13 protein-coding genes are annotated in these 17,940 nt (G+C 67.0%); 6 read left to right on the forward strand and 7 right to left on the reverse strand.

The window, feature by feature from the left end; translation table 11 throughout:
- Positions 1 to 43: 43 nt before the first annotated feature.
- Positions 44 to 646, reverse strand: coding sequence for a response regulator (locus AC1DR7_RS07295; RefSeq protein ID WP_457318420.1), 603 nt, complete (start codon positions 644 to 646; stop codon positions 44 to 46).
- Complete coding sequence (locus AC1DR7_RS07300) at positions 643 to 1,854, reverse strand: sensor histidine kinase (protein WP_457318421.1); 1,212 nt, start codon at positions 1,852 to 1,854, stop codon at positions 643 to 645. The genes AC1DR7_RS07295 and AC1DR7_RS07300 overlap by 4 nt, the downstream gene beginning before the upstream one ends.
- A 391-nt stretch (positions 1,855 to 2,245) precedes the next feature.
- Here AC1DR7_RS07300 and AC1DR7_RS07305 point away from each other — a divergent pair, with 391 nt between their 5' ends.
- The 5 genes from AC1DR7_RS07305 (at position 2,246) to AC1DR7_RS07325 (ending at position 10,552) form a co-directional block, all read left to right on the forward strand.
- Positions 2,246 to 3,487: an efflux RND transporter periplasmic adaptor subunit gene (locus AC1DR7_RS07305; protein WP_457318422.1), complete on the forward strand. Its 1,242-nt coding sequence runs from the start codon at positions 2,246 to 2,248 to the stop codon at positions 3,485 to 3,487.
- A gap of 186 nt (positions 3,488 to 3,673) precedes the next feature.
- Complete coding sequence (locus AC1DR7_RS07310) at positions 3,674 to 4,363, forward strand: ABC transporter ATP-binding protein (RefSeq protein ID WP_256777044.1); 690 nt, start codon at positions 3,674 to 3,676, stop codon at positions 4,361 to 4,363.
- 14 nt (positions 4,364 to 4,377) lie between these two features.
- A complete protein-coding gene (locus tag AC1DR7_RS07315; protein WP_256777045.1) occupies positions 4,378 to 5,538 on the forward strand; it encodes an ABC transporter permease in 1,161 nt (386 codons plus the stop codon).
- Between the two features lie 10 nt (positions 5,539 to 5,548).
- Positions 5,549 to 6,859 (forward strand): ABC transporter permease, encoded by a 1,311-nt coding sequence (locus AC1DR7_RS07320; RefSeq protein ID WP_457318423.1) that lies wholly within the window; start codon positions 5,549 to 5,551, stop codon positions 6,857 to 6,859.
- Between the two features lie 870 nt (positions 6,860 to 7,729).
- On the forward strand, positions 7,730 to 10,552 hold the full coding sequence (locus AC1DR7_RS07325) for a TonB-dependent receptor plug domain-containing protein (RefSeq protein WP_478076434.1): 2,823 nt from the start codon (positions 7,730 to 7,732) through the stop codon (positions 10,550 to 10,552).
- 652 nt (positions 10,553 to 11,204) lie between these two features.
- Here the strand turns inward: AC1DR7_RS07325 and rarD are convergent.
- Both rarD and yedA read right to left on the reverse strand, forming a co-directional pair.
- Positions 11,205 to 12,110: an EamA family transporter RarD gene (rarD, locus tag AC1DR7_RS07330; protein WP_478076435.1), complete on the reverse strand. Its 906-nt coding sequence runs from the start codon at positions 12,108 to 12,110 to the stop codon at positions 11,205 to 11,207.
- Entirely contained in the window at positions 12,107 to 13,006 is a 900-nt protein-coding gene (gene yedA, locus AC1DR7_RS07335; protein WP_457319605.1) for a drug/metabolite exporter YedA, read from the reverse strand. The genes rarD and yedA overlap by 4 nt, the downstream gene beginning before the upstream one ends.
- A 218-nt stretch (positions 13,007 to 13,224) precedes the next feature.
- Between yedA and AC1DR7_RS07340 the strand changes: the two genes are divergently transcribed.
- Positions 13,225 to 14,559, forward strand: coding sequence for an MFS transporter (locus AC1DR7_RS07340; protein WP_256775184.1), 1,335 nt, complete (start codon positions 13,225 to 13,227; stop codon positions 14,557 to 14,559).
- A gap of 81 nt (positions 14,560 to 14,640) precedes the next feature.
- On the opposite strand, the gene AC1DR7_RS07345 is transcribed toward AC1DR7_RS07340, so the two are convergent.
- The 3 genes from AC1DR7_RS07345 to AC1DR7_RS07355 form a co-directional block, all read right to left on the reverse strand.
- Complete coding sequence (locus tag AC1DR7_RS07345; protein ID WP_457319609.1) at positions 14,641 to 16,293, reverse strand: M28 family metallopeptidase; 1,653 nt, start codon at positions 16,291 to 16,293, stop codon at positions 14,641 to 14,643.
- A 75-nt stretch (positions 16,294 to 16,368) separates the two neighbouring features.
- Positions 16,369 to 17,301 (reverse strand): MBL fold metallo-hydrolase, encoded by a 933-nt coding sequence (locus AC1DR7_RS07350; protein WP_478051871.1) that lies wholly within the window; start codon positions 17,299 to 17,301, stop codon positions 16,369 to 16,371.
- A gap of 31 nt (positions 17,302 to 17,332) precedes the next feature.
- Entirely contained in the window at positions 17,333 to 17,671 is a 339-nt protein-coding gene (locus AC1DR7_RS07355) for a hypothetical protein (protein WP_457319607.1), read from the reverse strand.
- Positions 17,672 to 17,940: the final 269 nt, after the last annotated feature.

Consider the following 17,940-nt stretch of genomic DNA (forward strand, 5'->3'; position numbering starts at 1 on the left):
GGGATGTCGATCAGGAGGGTGCAGCGCCGGCCAACGGCCGGCATTACAGCCAGCCCTTCTGCCTGGCCAACCGATACGCCTCGATACGGTTGGCCACGCCGAGCTTGCCGATGCATTCGGACAGGTAGTTGCGCACGGTGCCATGCGACAGCCCCAGCTGGGTGGCGATCTCGCTGGCCGAGCGACCGTCGCCGGACAGGCGCAACACCTGGCGTTCACGGTCGTTGAGCGGGTCGGCCTGCGACCAGGCATCCAGCGCCAGCTGCGGATCGATCGCGCGCCCGCCGTGCTGCACCTGGCGCAGCGCATCGGCCAGGCGTTCGGCGGGTGCATCCTTGAGCAGGTAGCCGCACACCCCGGCATCCAGCGCCCGTCGCAGGAAGCCCGAGCGCGCGAAGGTGGTGACGATCACCACCTTGATGGGCAGTTGCTGGCGGGCGATGCGCTGGGCCAGTTCCAGCCCGGATAGCCCGGGCATTTCGATGTCGGTGACCAGGATGTCCGGCTGCAGCTGCTGCAGCATGCGCCACGCGGCTTCGCCGTCGGCCGCGCTGCCCAGCACCTCGATGTCCCGCTCCAACCCCAACAGCGCCGACAGCGCGCCGCGCACCATCGCCTGGTCTTCGGCCAACACGATGCGGATCATGGTGTGGCCCCACCCGCGACCGCGGCAACTACAGGCGTGGTTGCCGCCGGCAGCGTCACCCGCACCGTCACGCAGGTGCCCTCGCCCTTCGCCGACTGCATGGCCAGGGTGCCACGCAGCGCGGTAACGCGTTCGCGCATGCCGGTCAGGCCGTTGCCATCGACGTGGACCCCGCCACGCCCGTCGTCGCGTATCTGCATCAACAAGCTGCGTCCATCCTGTTCAAAGGTGATCCACGCCTGCCGCGCCTGGGCGTGGCGGGCAACATTGGTGACGGCCTCGCGCAGCACCAGCGACAGCGCCCGTTCGATAGCCACCGGCATCGGCGGCGGCGGCGCGTAGTGCAGGTGCACGTGCTGGTACTCCAGCAACAACCGCGCCGAGGCCAGCTCGGCGGCCAGATCGCTGGCACGGATGCCGGTGACTGCGCTGCGCACTTCGGCCAGCGCCTGCCGCGCGATGGTTTCGGCTTCGGCCACTTCGCGGCGCGAGCCCACCGGATCGCGGTCGGCCAGCTTGCGCGAGAGCTCCAGCTTCAGGGTGATCAAGGACAACGTATGCCCCAACAGGTCGTGCAGATCGCGGCCGATGCGCTCGCGTTCGGCGGTAGCCGCCAGGCGCCGCACTTCGTCCTGGGACAGCTGCAGCGCCGCATCCTTTTCATGGCTGGCGGTCTCGAAATTGACCACCAGGCTGATGATCACCGCCATGCTCGGGATCCAGATCAGCGCCTGCCACGGATAGTGCGCGAACCAGCCCACCACCACGAACAGCGCGTTCAACGCCAGCAGCTGCAGCAGATAGCGCCCGTAGCCACTGCGGCGCGAGACGCGCAAGGTGACGCAGCCGAAGATGAAATAGCTCACCGCCGAGGGGTACCACGCCAGCGGTACCAGCCCCAGCGCCACCATCGACAGTGCATAGCGCGGCGCGTGGCAGCGCGGTGCGAGCAACACGCCGGCATACAACGCCAGGAACACCGGGTAGGTGAGCAGGGTCAGCGCCGCCCAACGCCAGGTGTAGCCCGTGCCGAACAAGGGGGTGAGGAACACCCAGAGCGTCCACAGCAGGTGGATCGCATCGACCCACGGCGACTTGCCACGCCGCAGGTTTTCGGCCACGGCCGAGTCCGGCGCGGGGCGCAACAGGGAGGCGAGCCGACTGGATGACACGGACGATTCCAACGCAGGGCGAACAGGGGCGATCATGCCACTTCAGCCCATCCGGCGCAGGCGGCACCGTGCTGGCCCGGCGCACCGGCGGTCACCGCCGGCAGCCCCGCGATGTGCACCCGCGCACTGCCCTGCGCCGGCTGGCCCACCGCCGGTTGCAGCGCCGTAGGGGACCTCGATGTGGTGCAGGCTGGCCAGGGAGGCGACGGGGGTGGACATCGGGGCACTCCGGAGCGGGCGGGAAGGGCATAGCCTCGCGCCACGGCAGCAGCGCGGCCAGTGGCCGTCGTCAGCATAGTCAGGTGACAGCTGTCACTGCCCACGCCGCCGCTGGGCGCGCATGCTGTGCACCACCCGGCCTGGTGCCGGTTTGCCCCGCAACCGCCGTTGCGGTCACACTCGGCCCGATTCCCCGTCCAGACTCACGATGAACGCATCCGCTGAACTGCTCAAGGAACTCCGCATCGACCGCAAGGCGACCACCCCGCTGCCGTCCTCGCCCCGCCGTGGGTGGTGGATCGCGTTGGCGATCATCGTGGTGCTGCTGCTCGGCGGGATCGCCTGGTTCGTGTTTGGCCGGCAACGCGCGATCGAGGTCACCACCGCGCCGGTGGTGGCGATCCAGCAGGGCAGCGCCAGCAGCTCGGTGCTCGATGCCAGCGGCTACGTGGTCGCCCGGCGCATGGCCACGGTCTCGGCCAAGATCACCGGCAAGGTGCGCGAGGTGATGATCGAAGAAGGCATGCGCGTGGAAGAAGGCCAGGTGATGGCCACGCTCGACCCGATCGATGCCAACGCGCAGCGCAGCCTGTCGGCCTCGCAGCTGGAGGCCGCGCGCAGCCAGCTGTCCGGGCTGCAGGCGCAGGTCGCACAGGCCAACGCCGAAGCCGGCCGCCTGCAGACGCTGGTGGGCCAGCAGCTGGTCTCGCGCTCGCAGTACGACCTGGCCACGTCACAGCGTGACAGCCTGCGGGCGCAGCTGCGCACCGCCGAACGCAACATCAAGGTCGCCAACGATGCACTGGCCATCGCCGACCTGGGCGTGGACAACAACACCGTGCGTGCACCGTTCTCCGGCGTGGTTACCGCCAAGGCCGCACAGCCCGGCGAGATCGTGTCGCCGCTGTCGGCCGGTGGCGGCTTCACCCGCACCGGCATCGGCACCATCGTGGACATGGAATCGCTGGAGATCGAAGTGGACGTGGGGGAGTCCTTCATCGGCCGCGTGCAGCCGAGGATGCCGGTGGAGGCCACGCTCAATGCCTACCCGGACTGGAAGATCCCGGCCGAGGTGATCGCCATCGTGCCCACCGCCGACCGTGGCAAGGCCACCGTCAAGGTGCGCGTGGCACTGAAGGTGAAAGACCCGCGCATCGTGCCGGAGATGGGCGTGCGGGTGAGCTTCCTGGAGGCCGCGCCAGCGGCCGCGGCCGCCGCGCCCAAGGGCGTGCGCGTGCCGGCGGCGGCGATCGTCGAGCGCGAGCAGAAGACCGTCGCCTTCGTGGTCAAGGACGACCAGCGCGTGGAACTGCGTGAGGTCACCGCCGGCACCGCCCTCAACACCGACCGCCAGGTCAGCCGCGGGCTGAGCGCCGGCGAGGTGGTGGTGGTGGACCCGCCCGCGGAACTGCACGACGGCAGCAAGGTCGTGGAAAAGCAGCAGCAGTAACCGCTGCGCCCCGCCGGGCGCGGCGATGCAACGTGTGTGCGCTACCCGTGCCGTGCCGGCGCGCAGGTGGGCTGCTGCCCGCCACCGCGCGTTCCCCACCCGGCCACGGCCCCAAGATCGCCGCATGCAGGCGCGCGCCGCCGCATGCCGTCCGCTCGATCCGCCTTGTTCCAAGGAGAACCACCCATGTCGACCCTGGTTTCGCTCCGCAACATCACCAAGACCTACCAGCGCGGCCCCGAGAAGGTGCAGGTGCTGCACGGCATCGACCTGGACATCCAGCGCGGCGACTTCGTCGCCCTGATGGGGCCGTCCGGCTCGGGCAAGACCACCCTGCTCAACCTGATCGGCGGGCTGGATACGCCCAGCGGTGGCGAGATCGAGATCGAAGGCGAGCGCATCGACCGCATGTCCGGCGGGCAGCTGTCGACCTGGCGCAGCCACCATGTCGGCTTCGTGTTCCAGTTCTACAACCTGATGCCGATGCTCACCGCGCAGAAGAACGTGGAACTGCCGCTGCTGCTCACCCACCTTGGCGCGGCCCAGCGCAAGCGCAATGCGGAGATCGCGCTGACCCTGGTCGGCCTGGCCGACCGCCGCAGCCACCGTCCCAATGAGTTGTCCGGCGGCCAGCAGCAGCGCGTGGCGATCGCCCGGGCGATCGTCTCCGACCCGACCTTCCTGATCTGCGACGAACCCACCGGCGACCTCGACCGCCAGTCCGCCGAGGAGATCCTGGGCCTGCTGCAGCAGCTCAACCGCGAGCACGGCAAGACCATCATCATGGTCACCCATGATCCCAAGGCGGCCGAGTACGCCACCCACACCGTGCACCTGGACAAGGGCGAACTGGCCACCGCGCCAGCGGCCCACTGACGGAGGCTGCCGCGATGAAGTATTTCTCGCTCATCTGGGCGCAGTTGTTCCGCAGCAAGACGCGGACCCTGCTCACCCTGCTCTCGGTGGTGGCCGCGTTCCTGCTGTTTGGCATGCTCGATTCGGTGCGCGTGGCATTCAATTCCGGCGGCGACACCATCGAAGGCGCCAAGCGGCTGGTGGTGTCCTCCAAGCTGTCGATCACCCAGAGCCTGCCGTTGCGCCTGCTGCGCGACATCGAAGCCACCCCCGGGGTGCGCAAAGTGAACTACGCGATGTGGTTCGGCGGCATCTACCAGGACCCGAAGAACTTCTTCCCGAGCTTCTCGGTGTCGGACAACTACATGGACCTGTACCCGGAGTTCGAGCTGCCGCCGGCGCAGGCCGAGGCATTCAAGAACACCCGTACCGGTGCACTGGTCGGGGAGGCCCTGGCCAAGCGGTTCGGCTGGAAGATCGGCGACACCATCCCGATGCAGGCCACCATCTTCCCGCGCAAGGGCAGCAACGACTGGCCGCTGCAGCTGGTGGGCATCTACCGCGCCAAGGACCGCAAGAGCGCCGCCGGCGAGAACCAGCTGCTGCTGCACTGGAGCTACTTCGATGAGTCCAACGACTACATCAAGAACCAGGTCAGCTTCTACACCGTGCAACTGGACAACCCGGCGCACGCCTCGCGCGTGGCGCAGGCGATCGATGCGCTGTCACTGAACTCCGACCGCGAGACCAAGTCGCAGACCGAAGCGGCGTTCTCGCAGGCCTTCGCCAAGCAGTTTGCCGATATCGGCCTGATCGTCACCGGCATCATGGCGGCGGTGTTCTTCACCCTGGTGCTGCTGACCGGCAACACCATGGCGCAGGCGGTGCGCGAGCGCATTCCAGAGTTGGCCATCCTCAAGACGCTGGGCTTCAAGGACGGCACCGTGCTGGTGCTGGTGATGGTCGAGTCGGTGCTGCTGATCGTGCTGGGCGGGCTGATCGGGATGGGCCTGGCCGCGATCCTGATGCCGGTGATCAGCGCCAACAGCCAGGGCATGATCAGCCTGCCGGGCGTGCCCGCGCAGACCTGGGCGATGGCGCTGGGGCTGATGGCGGTGATCGGCGTGGTGGTGGGGCTGCTGCCGGCATTGCGCGCGCAGCGGTTGAAGATCGTCGATGCATTGGCCGGACGCTGAGGAGCCCATCATGAACAAGCAATGGTTGTGGAACACGCTGACGGTGCTGGTGCTGCTGGTCGCCCTGGCGGTGTGGGTGGTGCTGCCGTGGTGGATGGTGCTGGCCATCGCGGTGCTGCTGGCGGCATGGCTGCTGCTCACCCGCAGCGGCCGGCTGTCGCTGGCGGCCGCGCGCATCGGGATCGCCAGCCTGCCGCAGCGTTGGGGCGCCTCCTCGGTGATCGTGGTGGGCATTGCCGGCGTGGTCGGCGTACTGGTGGCGATGCTGGCGATGGGCGACGGCTTCAAGGCCACCCTCAGCCGCAGCGGCAGCGATGATGTGGCCATCGTGCTGCGGGGCGGCTCGCAGGCCGAAACCAACTCGGTGATCATGCGCGACCAGCTGCCACTCATCCAAAGCCTGCCCGGCGTGGCACGCGGCGAGGACGGCAAGCCGCTGGTGTCGGCCGAGCTGTCGCAGGTGATCAGCCTGCTTTCGCGCAGCGACCACTCCGATACCAACGTGCAGTTCCGCGGCGTTGGTGAGCAGGCCTGGGCGGTGCGCCGGCAGGTGCACATTGTCGAAGGCCGCCGCTTCAAGCCGGGACTGCGCGAGATCGTGGTCGGCAAGGGGGCCAAGGCACAGTTCGAAGGCCTGGAGGTGGGCAAAACCCTGCAGCTGGGCAAGCAGGACTGGACGGTCGTGGGCGTGTTCGCCTCCAACGACGTGCACGAGTCCGAGCTGTGGGCCGACACCCAGACCCTGTCCACCACCTACAACCGCAGCGCCTACCAGTCGGTCAACGTGCGTACGGAGGGAGCCGCCGGGTTCAAGCAGTTCAAGGCAGCGATGGAAGCCGATCCGCGCCTGAAGCTGGACGTGGAAACCACCCGCGACTACTACAGCAAGCAGTCCGGCGGCCTGAGCACGCTGATCAACGTGCTGGGCACGGTGATCGGCGGCATCATGGCGATCGGTGCGGTGTTCGGTGCGCTCAACACCATGTATGCAGCGGTGGCCACGCGTGCGCGCGAGATCGCGACCATGCGTGCGATCGGTTTCCGCGGGCTGCCGGTGATCACTGCGGTGATGCTGGAGACGATGCTGCTGGCCTTGCTGGGCGGCATCCTGGGGGGCCTGCTGGCGTGGTTGGTGTTCAACAACTACACGGTGTCCACGCTGGGCAACAACTTCAGCCAGGTGGTGTTCCAGTTCCGGGTGTCGCCGCAGCTGCTGTGGACCGGGCTGAAGTGGGCCTTGGGGATCGGGCTGGTCGGTGGTCTGTTCCCGGCACTGCGTGCGGCGCGCCTGCCGATCACCACGGCGTTGCGCGAGACCTGAGGCGTGGCGGTGTATCAACAAGACCCTGCGCACGCAGGTGCGCGCACGAAATAGCAGACCACGAACCGCATCCGCAAGGGTGCGGTTTTTTTTCTCTCAATGGTGCGGGGCATCTTGTTCGAATGGCCGTCACCGATGGCGTGCGGCTGTGCGTGTGGTCGAGTGATCCAGGCGCTGTGCTGATCTAGGGGTATCTCCGCCTGGATCTGTCGCGAGCGTGAGGGCCCCGTAGCAGCCGGTAGGCCCCTGGCGCAAATGTCCCCCGGCCGCGTGGCGGCCTCCTCCTTTATTTTGCCCAGGGGCCTACCGGCTGCTACGGGGCTCGGCTTGCGGTAGGGCCAAGCGGACTTTCCAACGAGGCCGTTGGTGGGTCGGGCGCCGGGCCCCATGCCCTTGGAGGCGAAATAAAGGAGGAGGGGGCGGCCGTAGGCCGACGCCGGGGGACATTCGCCGGAAAGGGCATGGGGCCCGGCGCCCGACCCACCGACGGCCGTACCAGGAAAAGCTCACAGCGCGCTTCATAGGTGTCAGGCGGAGGTAAAGGAAATTCTCTCGCGAACCGTCGATACACACTGAACGCTTCCCTTCGATGCACATCCGCGTGCACTCAAGTTGACCGGACCATCGCCGTTATCGGTGCCTCTGCCTGCACCGACGCGATGCGCACTGCACGTACTGTCGCGCATTGAAAAAAGATTGTTCGCCAACGCGCGAATTTGTCAGCGAACGTTCATTTTTAGCGGTTTTTATGCTTTCAGATGAAAGTAAAAAATTTGAAAAGTCATTAGACTCCCGCCCCCCGCGTCGTGATGTTGTCCCCACGCCGCCCGCAAGGGCGCTTGTTTTTTACGAGAAAGAGAAATCGCACGGATGTATTTGAAGACCCACCCGCTGCGCAACGCGATCGCCATCGCGCTTGTCGCCAGCTGCAGTGCCCCTGCCTTCGCCCAGACCGCCAATGACGGCACCACCAATCTGGATCGCATTGAAATCACCGGCTCGCGCATCCGCCAGGCCAGCGTCGAGAGCGCCCAGCCGGTCGTCGCGCTGAACCGCGCCGAGATCGAAAAGAAGGGCTACATCAACGTCGCCGACATCCTGCAGGATGTTACCGCTGCCGGCGCGCCGAGCATGAGCCGCGCCAACTCGCTGGAGTCCGGCCGCGACTTCGGCGGCATGTACGTCAGCCTGCGCAACCTGGGTCCGGAACGCAGCCTGGTGCTGATCGACGGCCGCCGCATGGGCGTGTCCGCCGCCGGTTACTCCGACCTGGCCTCGATCCCGTCCTCCATCGTGGACCGCGTGGAAGTACTGACCGACGGCGCCTCGGCACTGTACGGCTCGGACGCCATCGCCGGCGTGGTCAACATCATCACCCGCAAGAATTTCGACGGCGCTGAAGTCAACGCGTACGTCGGCCAGTACAGCGAAGGCGACGGTCAGAAGACCAGCTACAGCGCCACCTTCGGCAAAACCTTCGACCGTGGCTGGGTCACCGTCGGCGGCGAGTACTCCGACGAAGATCCGATCCTGGGCGGCGCACGCGAGTTCACCGCCTACCCGAACGGCCCGCGCCACCCGACCGACGGCCTCAGCGGCGTCACCCCGTGGGGCTATGCCACCGTCGATGGCAGGAACCTCAGCGTGGGCCCGGGCGGCGACCCGACCGTGCGGGGCAATTTCAAGCCGGCCGACAAGGCCAACGATGCCAACACCAAGACCAACATGAGCCTGCTCACCGGTCTGCAGCGCAAGTCGGTGTTTGCCAACGGTGGCTTCTCGATCAACGACAACCTGCGCCTGGTGGCCGACGCGCTGTACACCGAGCGCGAGTCGACCAAGCAGCTGGCCGGCTACCCGTACCAGAGCACCGGCGCGCGCGCGCTGCTGTCCAAGGACAGCGCGTTCAACCCGTTCGGCCGTGACGTTGCCTTCGCGCACCGCACCGAAGAACTGCCGCGCGGCACCGAGAACAACCTGACCACCAAGCGCGCCAGCGTCGGTCTGGAAGGCAGCTTCGAAACTGGTTCGCGGTACTGGGACTGGAACCTCAGCTACATGTACAACCGCAACGAAGGCGAGCGCATCGGTACGGGCAGCATGTACCAGMCGAACGTCAACCAGTCCGTCGGCCCGTCGTTCATCGACGGCCAGGGCGTTGCGCGTTGCGGCAGCGTCGGCAACGTGATCGCCGGCTGCACGCCGTGGAATCCGCTGGCTCCGATGGGCTACACCGGCCCGGGCGCGCTGGGCAACCAGGACGTGCAGGACTACCTGTTCACCCGTTTCACCGACAAGATGCAGAGCACCACCAAGGTGGCCAGCGCGAACATCTCCGGCTCACTGTTCAGCCTGTCGGCCGGTGACATCATGGGTGCGATGGGCGTCGAACATCGCAGCGAAGAAGCCAGCTACGACCCGGACCTGATGGTGCGCAACGGCCAGATCGCCGGCACCAGCGGCCAGCCGACCCGTGGCGATTACGCGCTCAACGAAGCCTACCTGGAACTGCAGGTGCCGCTGCTGGCCGACATGGCCTTCGCCCGCGAGCTGTCGCTGGACGTGGCCGGTCGTTACTCGGACTACAACAACTTCGGTTCGACCACCAACACCAAGTTCGGCCTGAAGTGGAAGCCGATCGACAGCCTGCTGGTGCGCGCCACCTACGGCACCGGCTTCCGCGCCCCGACGGTGGAAAACCTGTACGGCGGCACGGTCACCACGCGTGATTCGTACACCGATCCGTGCGACACCACCTTCGGTGCCGCGGCCAACAACGCGCAGGTGCAGGCACGCTGCCGCGCCGGCGGCGTGCCGGCCAACTTCCGCCAGCTGGCCGCCGATGGCAATCCGGCAACCGTGCCGGGCCAGCAGGGTGGCACCGACTTCACCTCCGGCTCCAACGAGGCGCTGAAGCCGGAAACCGCCAAGACCTGGACCGTGGGCCTGGTGTACAGCCCGGAGTTCGTCTCGGGCCTGGACCTGAGCCTGGACTGGTGGAAGATCCGCATCAACGACGTGATCGTCGGTGAGTCGGCCACGGACATGCTCAACCAGTGCTACGTGCAGGGCGTGGATGCGGCGTGCAACCGCTTCACCCGTTCCAAGTCGGGCAAGACGATTGGCCAGGTCAGCGCGCTGGACCGCACGCTGCTCAACGCCGGCTACCAGGAAACCGCAGGCTACGACATCGCCGTGCGTTACCGTCTGCCGGAACTGGCGATCGGCAAGTTCTCCGTGTCCTGGAACACCACCTACGTGGATTACCTGGAACGCAAGAACGACAACGCCGACACCACGCCGGTGCGCCAGTACGCCGGCTGGGAAGGCAACTTCCGCGTGCGTTCCAACCTGAACCTGGATTGGCAGTACGGTAACGTCGGCCTGGGCTGGACGGCACGCTACTACTCGAGCATGCAGGAAAACTGCGCTTATGCCACCGAGTGCAGCAACCCGGGCTTCAGCTCGCCGTACACGGGCAACCAGGGCATCAACAAGGTGGGTTCGAACACCTTCCACGACATCCAGATGCGCTACATCCTGCCGTGGAACGGCACGGTGTCGATGGGTATCAACAACGTGTTCGACCACCAGGGTCCGATCATGTACAGCCAGCCCAACAGCAGCTTCACCTACTACGGTGGCTTCGACATCGGCCGTTACATGTACATGAAGTACCAGCAGCGTTTCTGATCTACGGCTTACTCTCTCCAAGCCGTTGAATGGAAGTAAGGCGGCGCCCTCGGGCGCCGCCTTTTTTTGTTTTCTTCAGCTGGAAGCGATAGATCAAAAGCGGTGCGTGTACGCGCGTTTGTCGGGCTGGGCTGGTGGGAGTGGGGTGGCGGGACACGCCGTAAATCCATCCCTGGAGGCTCGTGRGCGCCATCCATGGCGCCCAACGGTCCCGCCACCCCACTCCCACCAGCCCCTGACACATCGCTGGTGCTCGCAGAAAATCTACGGCGACAGCACCTTGCTCCGCTGGAGTTGTAATGGCTTGCCGAGCCTTCTTCGGTAGGCAGCATGCGTTCGCCGCGCTGGCCAACGATATCGGCAGTCGTTTGGGAACCGACCCTACCTCGTATCAATTGCCTGTGCTTGGCCTGCTTGTGGCGCTTGCTTCGCTTGCCTATGGCTACCGATCCACTGTCGGGGGTGGGGCTGGGTGGGATTGCGGGACCGTTGGGCGCCATGGATGGCGCTCACGAGCCTACAAGGACGTACTTGCGGCGTGTCCCGCGAGCCCACCCAGCCCCGCCCGGCCCGTCGCGCGCGCCAACCAAGGCTTCGGCTCTACGCTTTGCGCTTTGCGCTCTTCAAAGCTATAAAAAAAAACCCCCACCCCTCACCCCCGCCGCGACCGCCAAACACTGTCACCCACAAACAACAACAACCCAACCCAGATAGCCGCAAACCCAATCGCCTTGCCCCCATCAAACGGCTCGCGGAAGAAGAACACCCCCAACAGCAACCCCAGACTCGGCGCGATGTACTGAAGAATCCCCACCAGCGACAACGGAATCCGCTTTACCCCGTAGGCAAACCCGACCAACGGCAGCGCCGTCACCGCCCCACCCAGAATCAGCAGCGCATCGTTCTTCCAGCCCCACCCACCGAAAAACCCACCGCCGTGCCCGTTCTCGCTCCACAGCGCAAACCCGATCGCCGGCAGAAACAGATACAGGCTCTCCACCCCCAACCCCGCCACCGGGTCCACCGAAACCAGCTTGCGCAGCAACCCGTACAACCCGAACGAACAGGCCAGCCCCAACGCGATCCACGGCGGCGTGCCTGCATCGATCGTCAGCCACGCCACACCCACCGCCGCGCAGCCCACCGCCAGCCACTGCAGCCCACGAAGGCGTTCTTTCAGCACCAACACGCCCAGCAGCACGCTCACCAGCGGATTGATGAAGTACCCCAAGCTCGTTTCGATCACATGTCCGGCGTTGATCGCCCAGATGTACAGCCCCCAGTTGAACGCGATCGCCAGACTGCTCAACGCCAGCGTCGGCAGCGCGCGCTTCTGCGCGGCGATCTGCTTCCACCAGCCCGTCCCCGCACTCAGCAGCAGCCAGGCCACCACCAGCACCGTGCTCCAGATGATCCGGTGCGCGATGATCTGCTGCGATGGCACCGCCTTGAGCAGGTGCCAGTACACCGGCACCAGCCCCCACAGGGTGAAGGTGAAGGCGGTGATCGCAAACCCGCGGCGTTGTTCCTGCAGGCTGTGTGGCGGCACCGCGCTCACTTCGCGCGCGTCCGCGCCAGGGTCAGCACCACCACGCCGGCCAGGATCACCGCCATCGCCAGCAGGTCATGCCCGCCAAAGTGCTCATGGCCGATGATCGCGCCCAGGATCACCGCAATCACCGGGTTCACGTACGCGTAGCTGGCCGCCAGCGCCGGGCGCACGTTGTGCAGCAGCCACACATAGGCGGTAAACGCCACGATCGAGCCGAACACGCACAGGTAGGCCACGGCCAGCAGCCCGTCCATGCTCGGCCACGTGGTCGGCCGCTCGCCGGTGACCAGGCCCAGCACCACCAGCATGACCCCGCCGCACAGCATCTGCCCGGCCGCGGTCATGAAGGGAGTGGGCAGGTCCAGGCCGCGCGCCCACACCGAGCCGAACGCCCAGCCGATCGGCGCCACCAGCAGCAGGATCAGTCCCTGCGGCGAGGCCGTAAGGCTGCTGCCGGCGTTGAGCCAGACCACCCCCAGGAAACCGATCGCGATGCCCAGCCATTCACCGCGGCTGGCATGCTGGCCGCGCAGCGCGCCGAACAGCGCCATCCACAGCGGTACCGAGGCCACCGCCGTGGCGGCCAGGCCCGAGGACACCGTGCGTTCGGCAAGCACCACCATGCCGTTGCCCAACACCAGCATGGTCAGGCCCATGATCGCCAGGTTGCGCCACTGGCGCCGGGTCGGCGCGGCCATCCCGCGCCAGCGCAGCACCGCATACATCAGCGAGCCGGCGATGATGAAGCGCGCGCCGGATACCATCGTCAACGGCAGCGCGCCGCCTTCCAGCGCCAGCCGGATACCCAGGTAGGTGGACCCCCAGACCACGTACACCAGCAACAAGGCCAGTACAACAAGGCCGCTCCGGGGAGCAGCCGCTGAAGGTTCGGGTGAAGACATGGCACACCACCATCCGGGGGAACCGGGATTCTAGGCCACCGCGCTGTCGGGGAGCACCCCAAGCCGATGGCACGCTGTTTCCGCTCACGTTTTCTGCGCCGGGAAATGGTTACCCTCTGAGCCATGCGCCGTGGTGCCAGGAGGGTACCCGACGTCAGGGCGCCCACCCCGGGCACCTTCCCCACCCGCAACGACTCCCGTGAGGACACCCTCCCAGCATGAGCACTTCCCCTCCCTCCGCCGCCGCCCACCCCGAGCGGGCCGCGCTGCGGCGCTCGATCTCCAACACCCTCAAAGGCTCGGCCGGCAACCTGGTCGAGTGGTATGACGTCTACGTCTACTCGGTGTTCGCGGTCTATTTCGAATCGCAGTTCTTCTCGGCCGCCGACAAGAACTCCACCATGTATGTCTGGGCGATCTTCGCCGCCACCTTCCTGATGCGCCCGATCGGGGCGTGGTACTTCGGCCGCTTCGCCGACCGCTACGGCCGGCGCCTGGCGCTGACCGTGTCGGTGACGGTGATGGCCGGCTGTTCGTTCCTCATCGCCATCACCCCGACCGCCTCGCAGATCGGCATCTGGGCGGCGGTGATCCTGCTGTTCGCGCGGCTGCTGCAGGGCTTTGCCACCGGCGGCGAGTACGGCACCAGCGCCACCTACATGTCCGAAGCGGCCATCCCGGGTCGGCGTGGATTCCTGTCCTCGTTCCACTACGTCACCCTGGTCGGTGGCCATGTGCTGGCGCAGTTGACCCTGCTGGGCATGCTCAGCTTCTGGGACAAGCCGCAGATTTCCGAGTGGGGCTGGCGCATCGCCTTCGGCATCGGCGGCATCGCCGCGATCGTGGTGTTCTGGCTGCGCCGCACGATGGACGAGTCGCTGGGCGAGGATTCCATCGAAGCAGCCAAGGAAGGACGCGCCAAGGCGTCCGGCTCGATGTATGAGCTGTTCGTGCACCAGTGGCGGCCGCTCCTGCTGTGCTTCCTGATCACCGCCGGCGGCACCGTGGCGTTCTACACCTATTCGGTCAACGGGCCGAAGATGATCCAGAGCGCGTTCGCCGGCGATGACGTGATGACCGGCACCCTGCTCAACCTGGGCGTGCTGACCTTCCTGATGGTGCTGCAGCCGATCGGTGGCTGGCTGTCGGATATCGTCGGGCGCAAGAGCCTGCTGGTGTTCTTCGGCATCGGCGGCGTGCTCTACAGCTACTACCTGGTCACCGCCCTGCCCAACCAGCACGATCCGCTGATGGCATTCTTGGTGCTGGCCATCGGCTTTGTGATCCTCACCGGTTACACCTCGATCAACGCCGTAGTGAAGGCCGAACTGTTCCCCACCCACGTGCGTGCGCTGGGCGTGGGCTTCGGCTATGCGGTGGCCAATTCGCTGTTCGGCGGTACCGCGCCGCTGCTGTACCAGGCGGCGCTGAAGACCGGCCACGTCAATACGTTCGCGATCTACGTCACCGCGGTGATCGCGGTGTCGCTGGTGGTCTACGTGTTCTTCCTGAAGAACAAGGGCCCCAACTGGCTGGACGGTACGCGCAAGTAGTACGCAGCGCGCGGCCACCGCTCAGGCGGTGGTCGCGCGCATCCAGGGGTATCGGAACCCGACCCGCGGCCGGCGCCCCCCTCAACGGCGGGCGGATTCGGTCTTTTCGCGTTCGGCGCGGAACTCCGAGCCGTCTTCCCACGTCGGCCAGCGGCGGCTGTTGGCCAGCTCCGCGCCCAGATCGTAGACCAGCAGGGTGTCGGCGGCATGGCCGCTGGCATCCCAGCTCGGGGTCCAGGCATCGCAGGCCTGGTGGTAGCACGCGGCGAAGTAGGCATCGCGCAGTTCACGGCCCTTCTCCACCCCACCCTCACGCATGTCCAGCCCCGGGCCGATGGTGATCGCCGGTACGCCCAGGCGGGCGAAGGCGAAATGGTCTGCGCGGTAGAAGAAGCCGGCCTCCAGGTTCGGATCGGGCGAGTAGCTGCGACCGCGTGCCTTGGCCACGCGCTCCAGGTCACCCTCCAGCGACACCCGGCCCTTGCCCCAGGAGGCGATGTCGCGGGTGGGGCCGTCCGGGCTGAACATCTCGATGTTGATCACCGCCGCGGTCTTGTCCAGCGGCGCCAGCGGGTGCGCGGCGTAGTAGCTCGCCCCCAGCAGTCCCTTCTCTTCGGCGGTGAGCGCCACGAAGTACAGCGTGCGCTGCGGCTGCGGACCAGCGGCGAATACCCGGCCCAGTTCCAGCACGGTGGCCACCCCGGTGGCGTTGTCGATCGCACCGCGCCGGATGCGGTCGCCCTTGGCGTCGGGCTGGCCGATGCCGAACGCATCCCAGTGCGCGGAGAAGATCACCGCTTCATCGGCGTGTGCGCCGCCGGGCAGCTTGGCCACCACGTTGCGGGTGACCACCTGCTCGCGCTTGAGCTTGAAGTTGACCGACAGCCGCGCATCGCCCAGCGCCACCGGCGTGAACGCCGGGGTCATCGCCTTGCGCTTCTCGGCATCGAAATCCAGGCCCGCATCGCGGAACACCTGCTCGGCCAGGCTGCGCGGCATCCAGCCGCGCACCGGCACGTGCTGGGCCAACGCCTGCTCGCGGGTGCGTTCGATGTCGAACAGCGGCGAGGTGCCCGAACTCTTCACCGTCGCCCAGCCATAAGCGGCCGGGGCGGTTTCATGCACGATCAGCACGCCCTGCGCGCCACGTCGTGCAGCTTCCTCGAACTTGTAGGTCCAGCGACCGTAGTAGGTCACCGCCTTGCCATCGAAGGCACCGGGCTGGGCGGCCTCGAAGTCGGCATCGTTGATCAGCACCACCGCGATCTTGCCGTGCAGGTCCACGCCCTTGTAGTCGTCCCAGTGGCGCTCGGGCGCATCGATGCCGTAACCGACGAACACCAGCGGCGCGTCCTTGATATCCACCGCCTGCTGCGGGCGCAGGCTCTGCAGGGTCACGTCCTCGCCGTTGGCCAGCGCGCGGTCCTTGCCCTTCTGGCGCAGCTGCGCGCGCACCGGTCCGTCCACCTGCGCGCGCACCATCGGCACCGGCTGTACCCAGCTGCCATCCACGCCGCCGGGCTGCAGGCCGGACTTCCTGAATTCTTCGATCAGGTACTGGACCGTGCGCTCTTCGCCCGGGCTGGCCGGAGCGCGGCCTTCGAAGTCGTCCGAGGCCAGGATGCGCACATGCCGCGAGAGCGCGTCCGGATCGATGCCGCCGCCGGGCAGGTCATTGGCCGCGTGGGCCAGGCCGCCCACGAACAGGCAGGACGACAGCAGCAGCATGCGCATCGGATTCACGGCAGACACCAGGACGGAAAGCAGGGGCCTGCGAGTGTAACGTGACACCTGCATGACCGCGCACTGCTAGCGGCGGTCGCGGTCCAGCCAGCAGGCCAGGCCCTGCGCGTTGAGTTCGATGTCCATCGCCAGCACCTGGGTCACCGCCGCATCATCGAGCGGGCAGCCATGCGCCTGCGCGCGCTCCAGATACAGCGCGGTAAGTGCGGCGACCAGGCAGCGGTGACGGTCCGGGCGTGCGTCGCACTGGTGGCCGATCTGCACCATCGCATCGATCTGTTCCACCAGGTCGGTGGCCAGCCTGGCCACATCACCCACGCGATCGTAATGGGTGAGGAACATCGCCTGCGGCTCGTAGGCCAGCATGCGCGCGATCGACTGCTTCAACGGCTCCGGATCGAACTGCACCGGCGAAGACGTGGGGATGATGAAAGCGCCGCGCGCACTGTCCAGCTCGCGGTAGGACAGCCCGAACGTATCACCGGTGAACCAGGCGCGGCTGCGCGCGTCCCACACGCACAGATGGTGACGCGCGTGCCCGGGTGTATGCAGGCACAGCAGGGTGCGACCGGCCAGGTCGACGCGGTGGCCGTCCTCGGCAATGACCACACGCTCGGCCGCCACCGGCAGCACCGGCCCGTAGCTGCGCGCGATCTCGGCCTCGCCATAGACCTCGGTGGCACCGGCAATCAGCCGGGCGGGGTCGACCATGTGTGGCGCACCGCGCGGGTGCACCAGCAGGCGGGCGTTCGGCAGCTGCTGCATCAACAGCCCGGCGCCGCCGGCGTGGTCCAGGTGCACGTGGGTGAGGATCAGCCAATCGACCGCGTCGGGCGACAGGCCCGCACCGGTCAGTGCCGCAAGCATCGCCGGCACGGCCAGGCCGGTGCCGCAATCGATGAACGCCGCGCGGCCGTTCTCCACGACCAGGTAGGCCGCATCGAAATCCTCGCGCTGGAACGCGGTATCGATGGTGTGGATGCTGGGGTCGAAAGACATCGGTTCATCCCTGGCGGATTGCGCCCCCATTCTAGGACGATCCGCGCACCGGCTTCGATGCGGCTTTGGTCGCACGCTGGGCCAGCCACGGGGTGCGCAGCAGTATCGCCGCCACCATCACTGCCAGGAACGCGCCGTAGGCATACAGCACCGCCAGCACCTGCCGCCAGATCGGCCCGGCATCGGATTGCACCACGCCGATGTGGTGGCCCCACAGCATCGCCACGACGCTCAGCACGAAGGCCAGCAGCAGCGCGAGGCCATCGAACCAGCGCCGCGCCGCATCGCGTGGTTGCCGCGGGAACAGCCAGTACAGCGCGCCCAGCAGCACGAACCAGGGCAGGAACAACAACAACGACAACCAGGCCATCGCAGTCTCCCCTTCAGGATGACCGCATCATGCCACGCGGCCTCACCGACCGCGCTCGGCGCGGTCGTGCCGGCCGCTGGCCGGTGCCCAGCAATGCACGTTCCATGTACTGCCGGCCGCTGGCCGGCTCCCAGCAATGCCACGTTCCATGTAGTGCCGGCCGCTGGCCGGCTCCCAGCAATGCACGTTCCATGTAGTGCCGGCCGCTGGCCGGCTCCCAGCAATGCCACGATTCATGGGGAGCCGGCCAGCGGCCGGCACTACCGGTG

Source organism: Stenotrophomonas sp. P5_A9 (assembly GCF_056400525.1).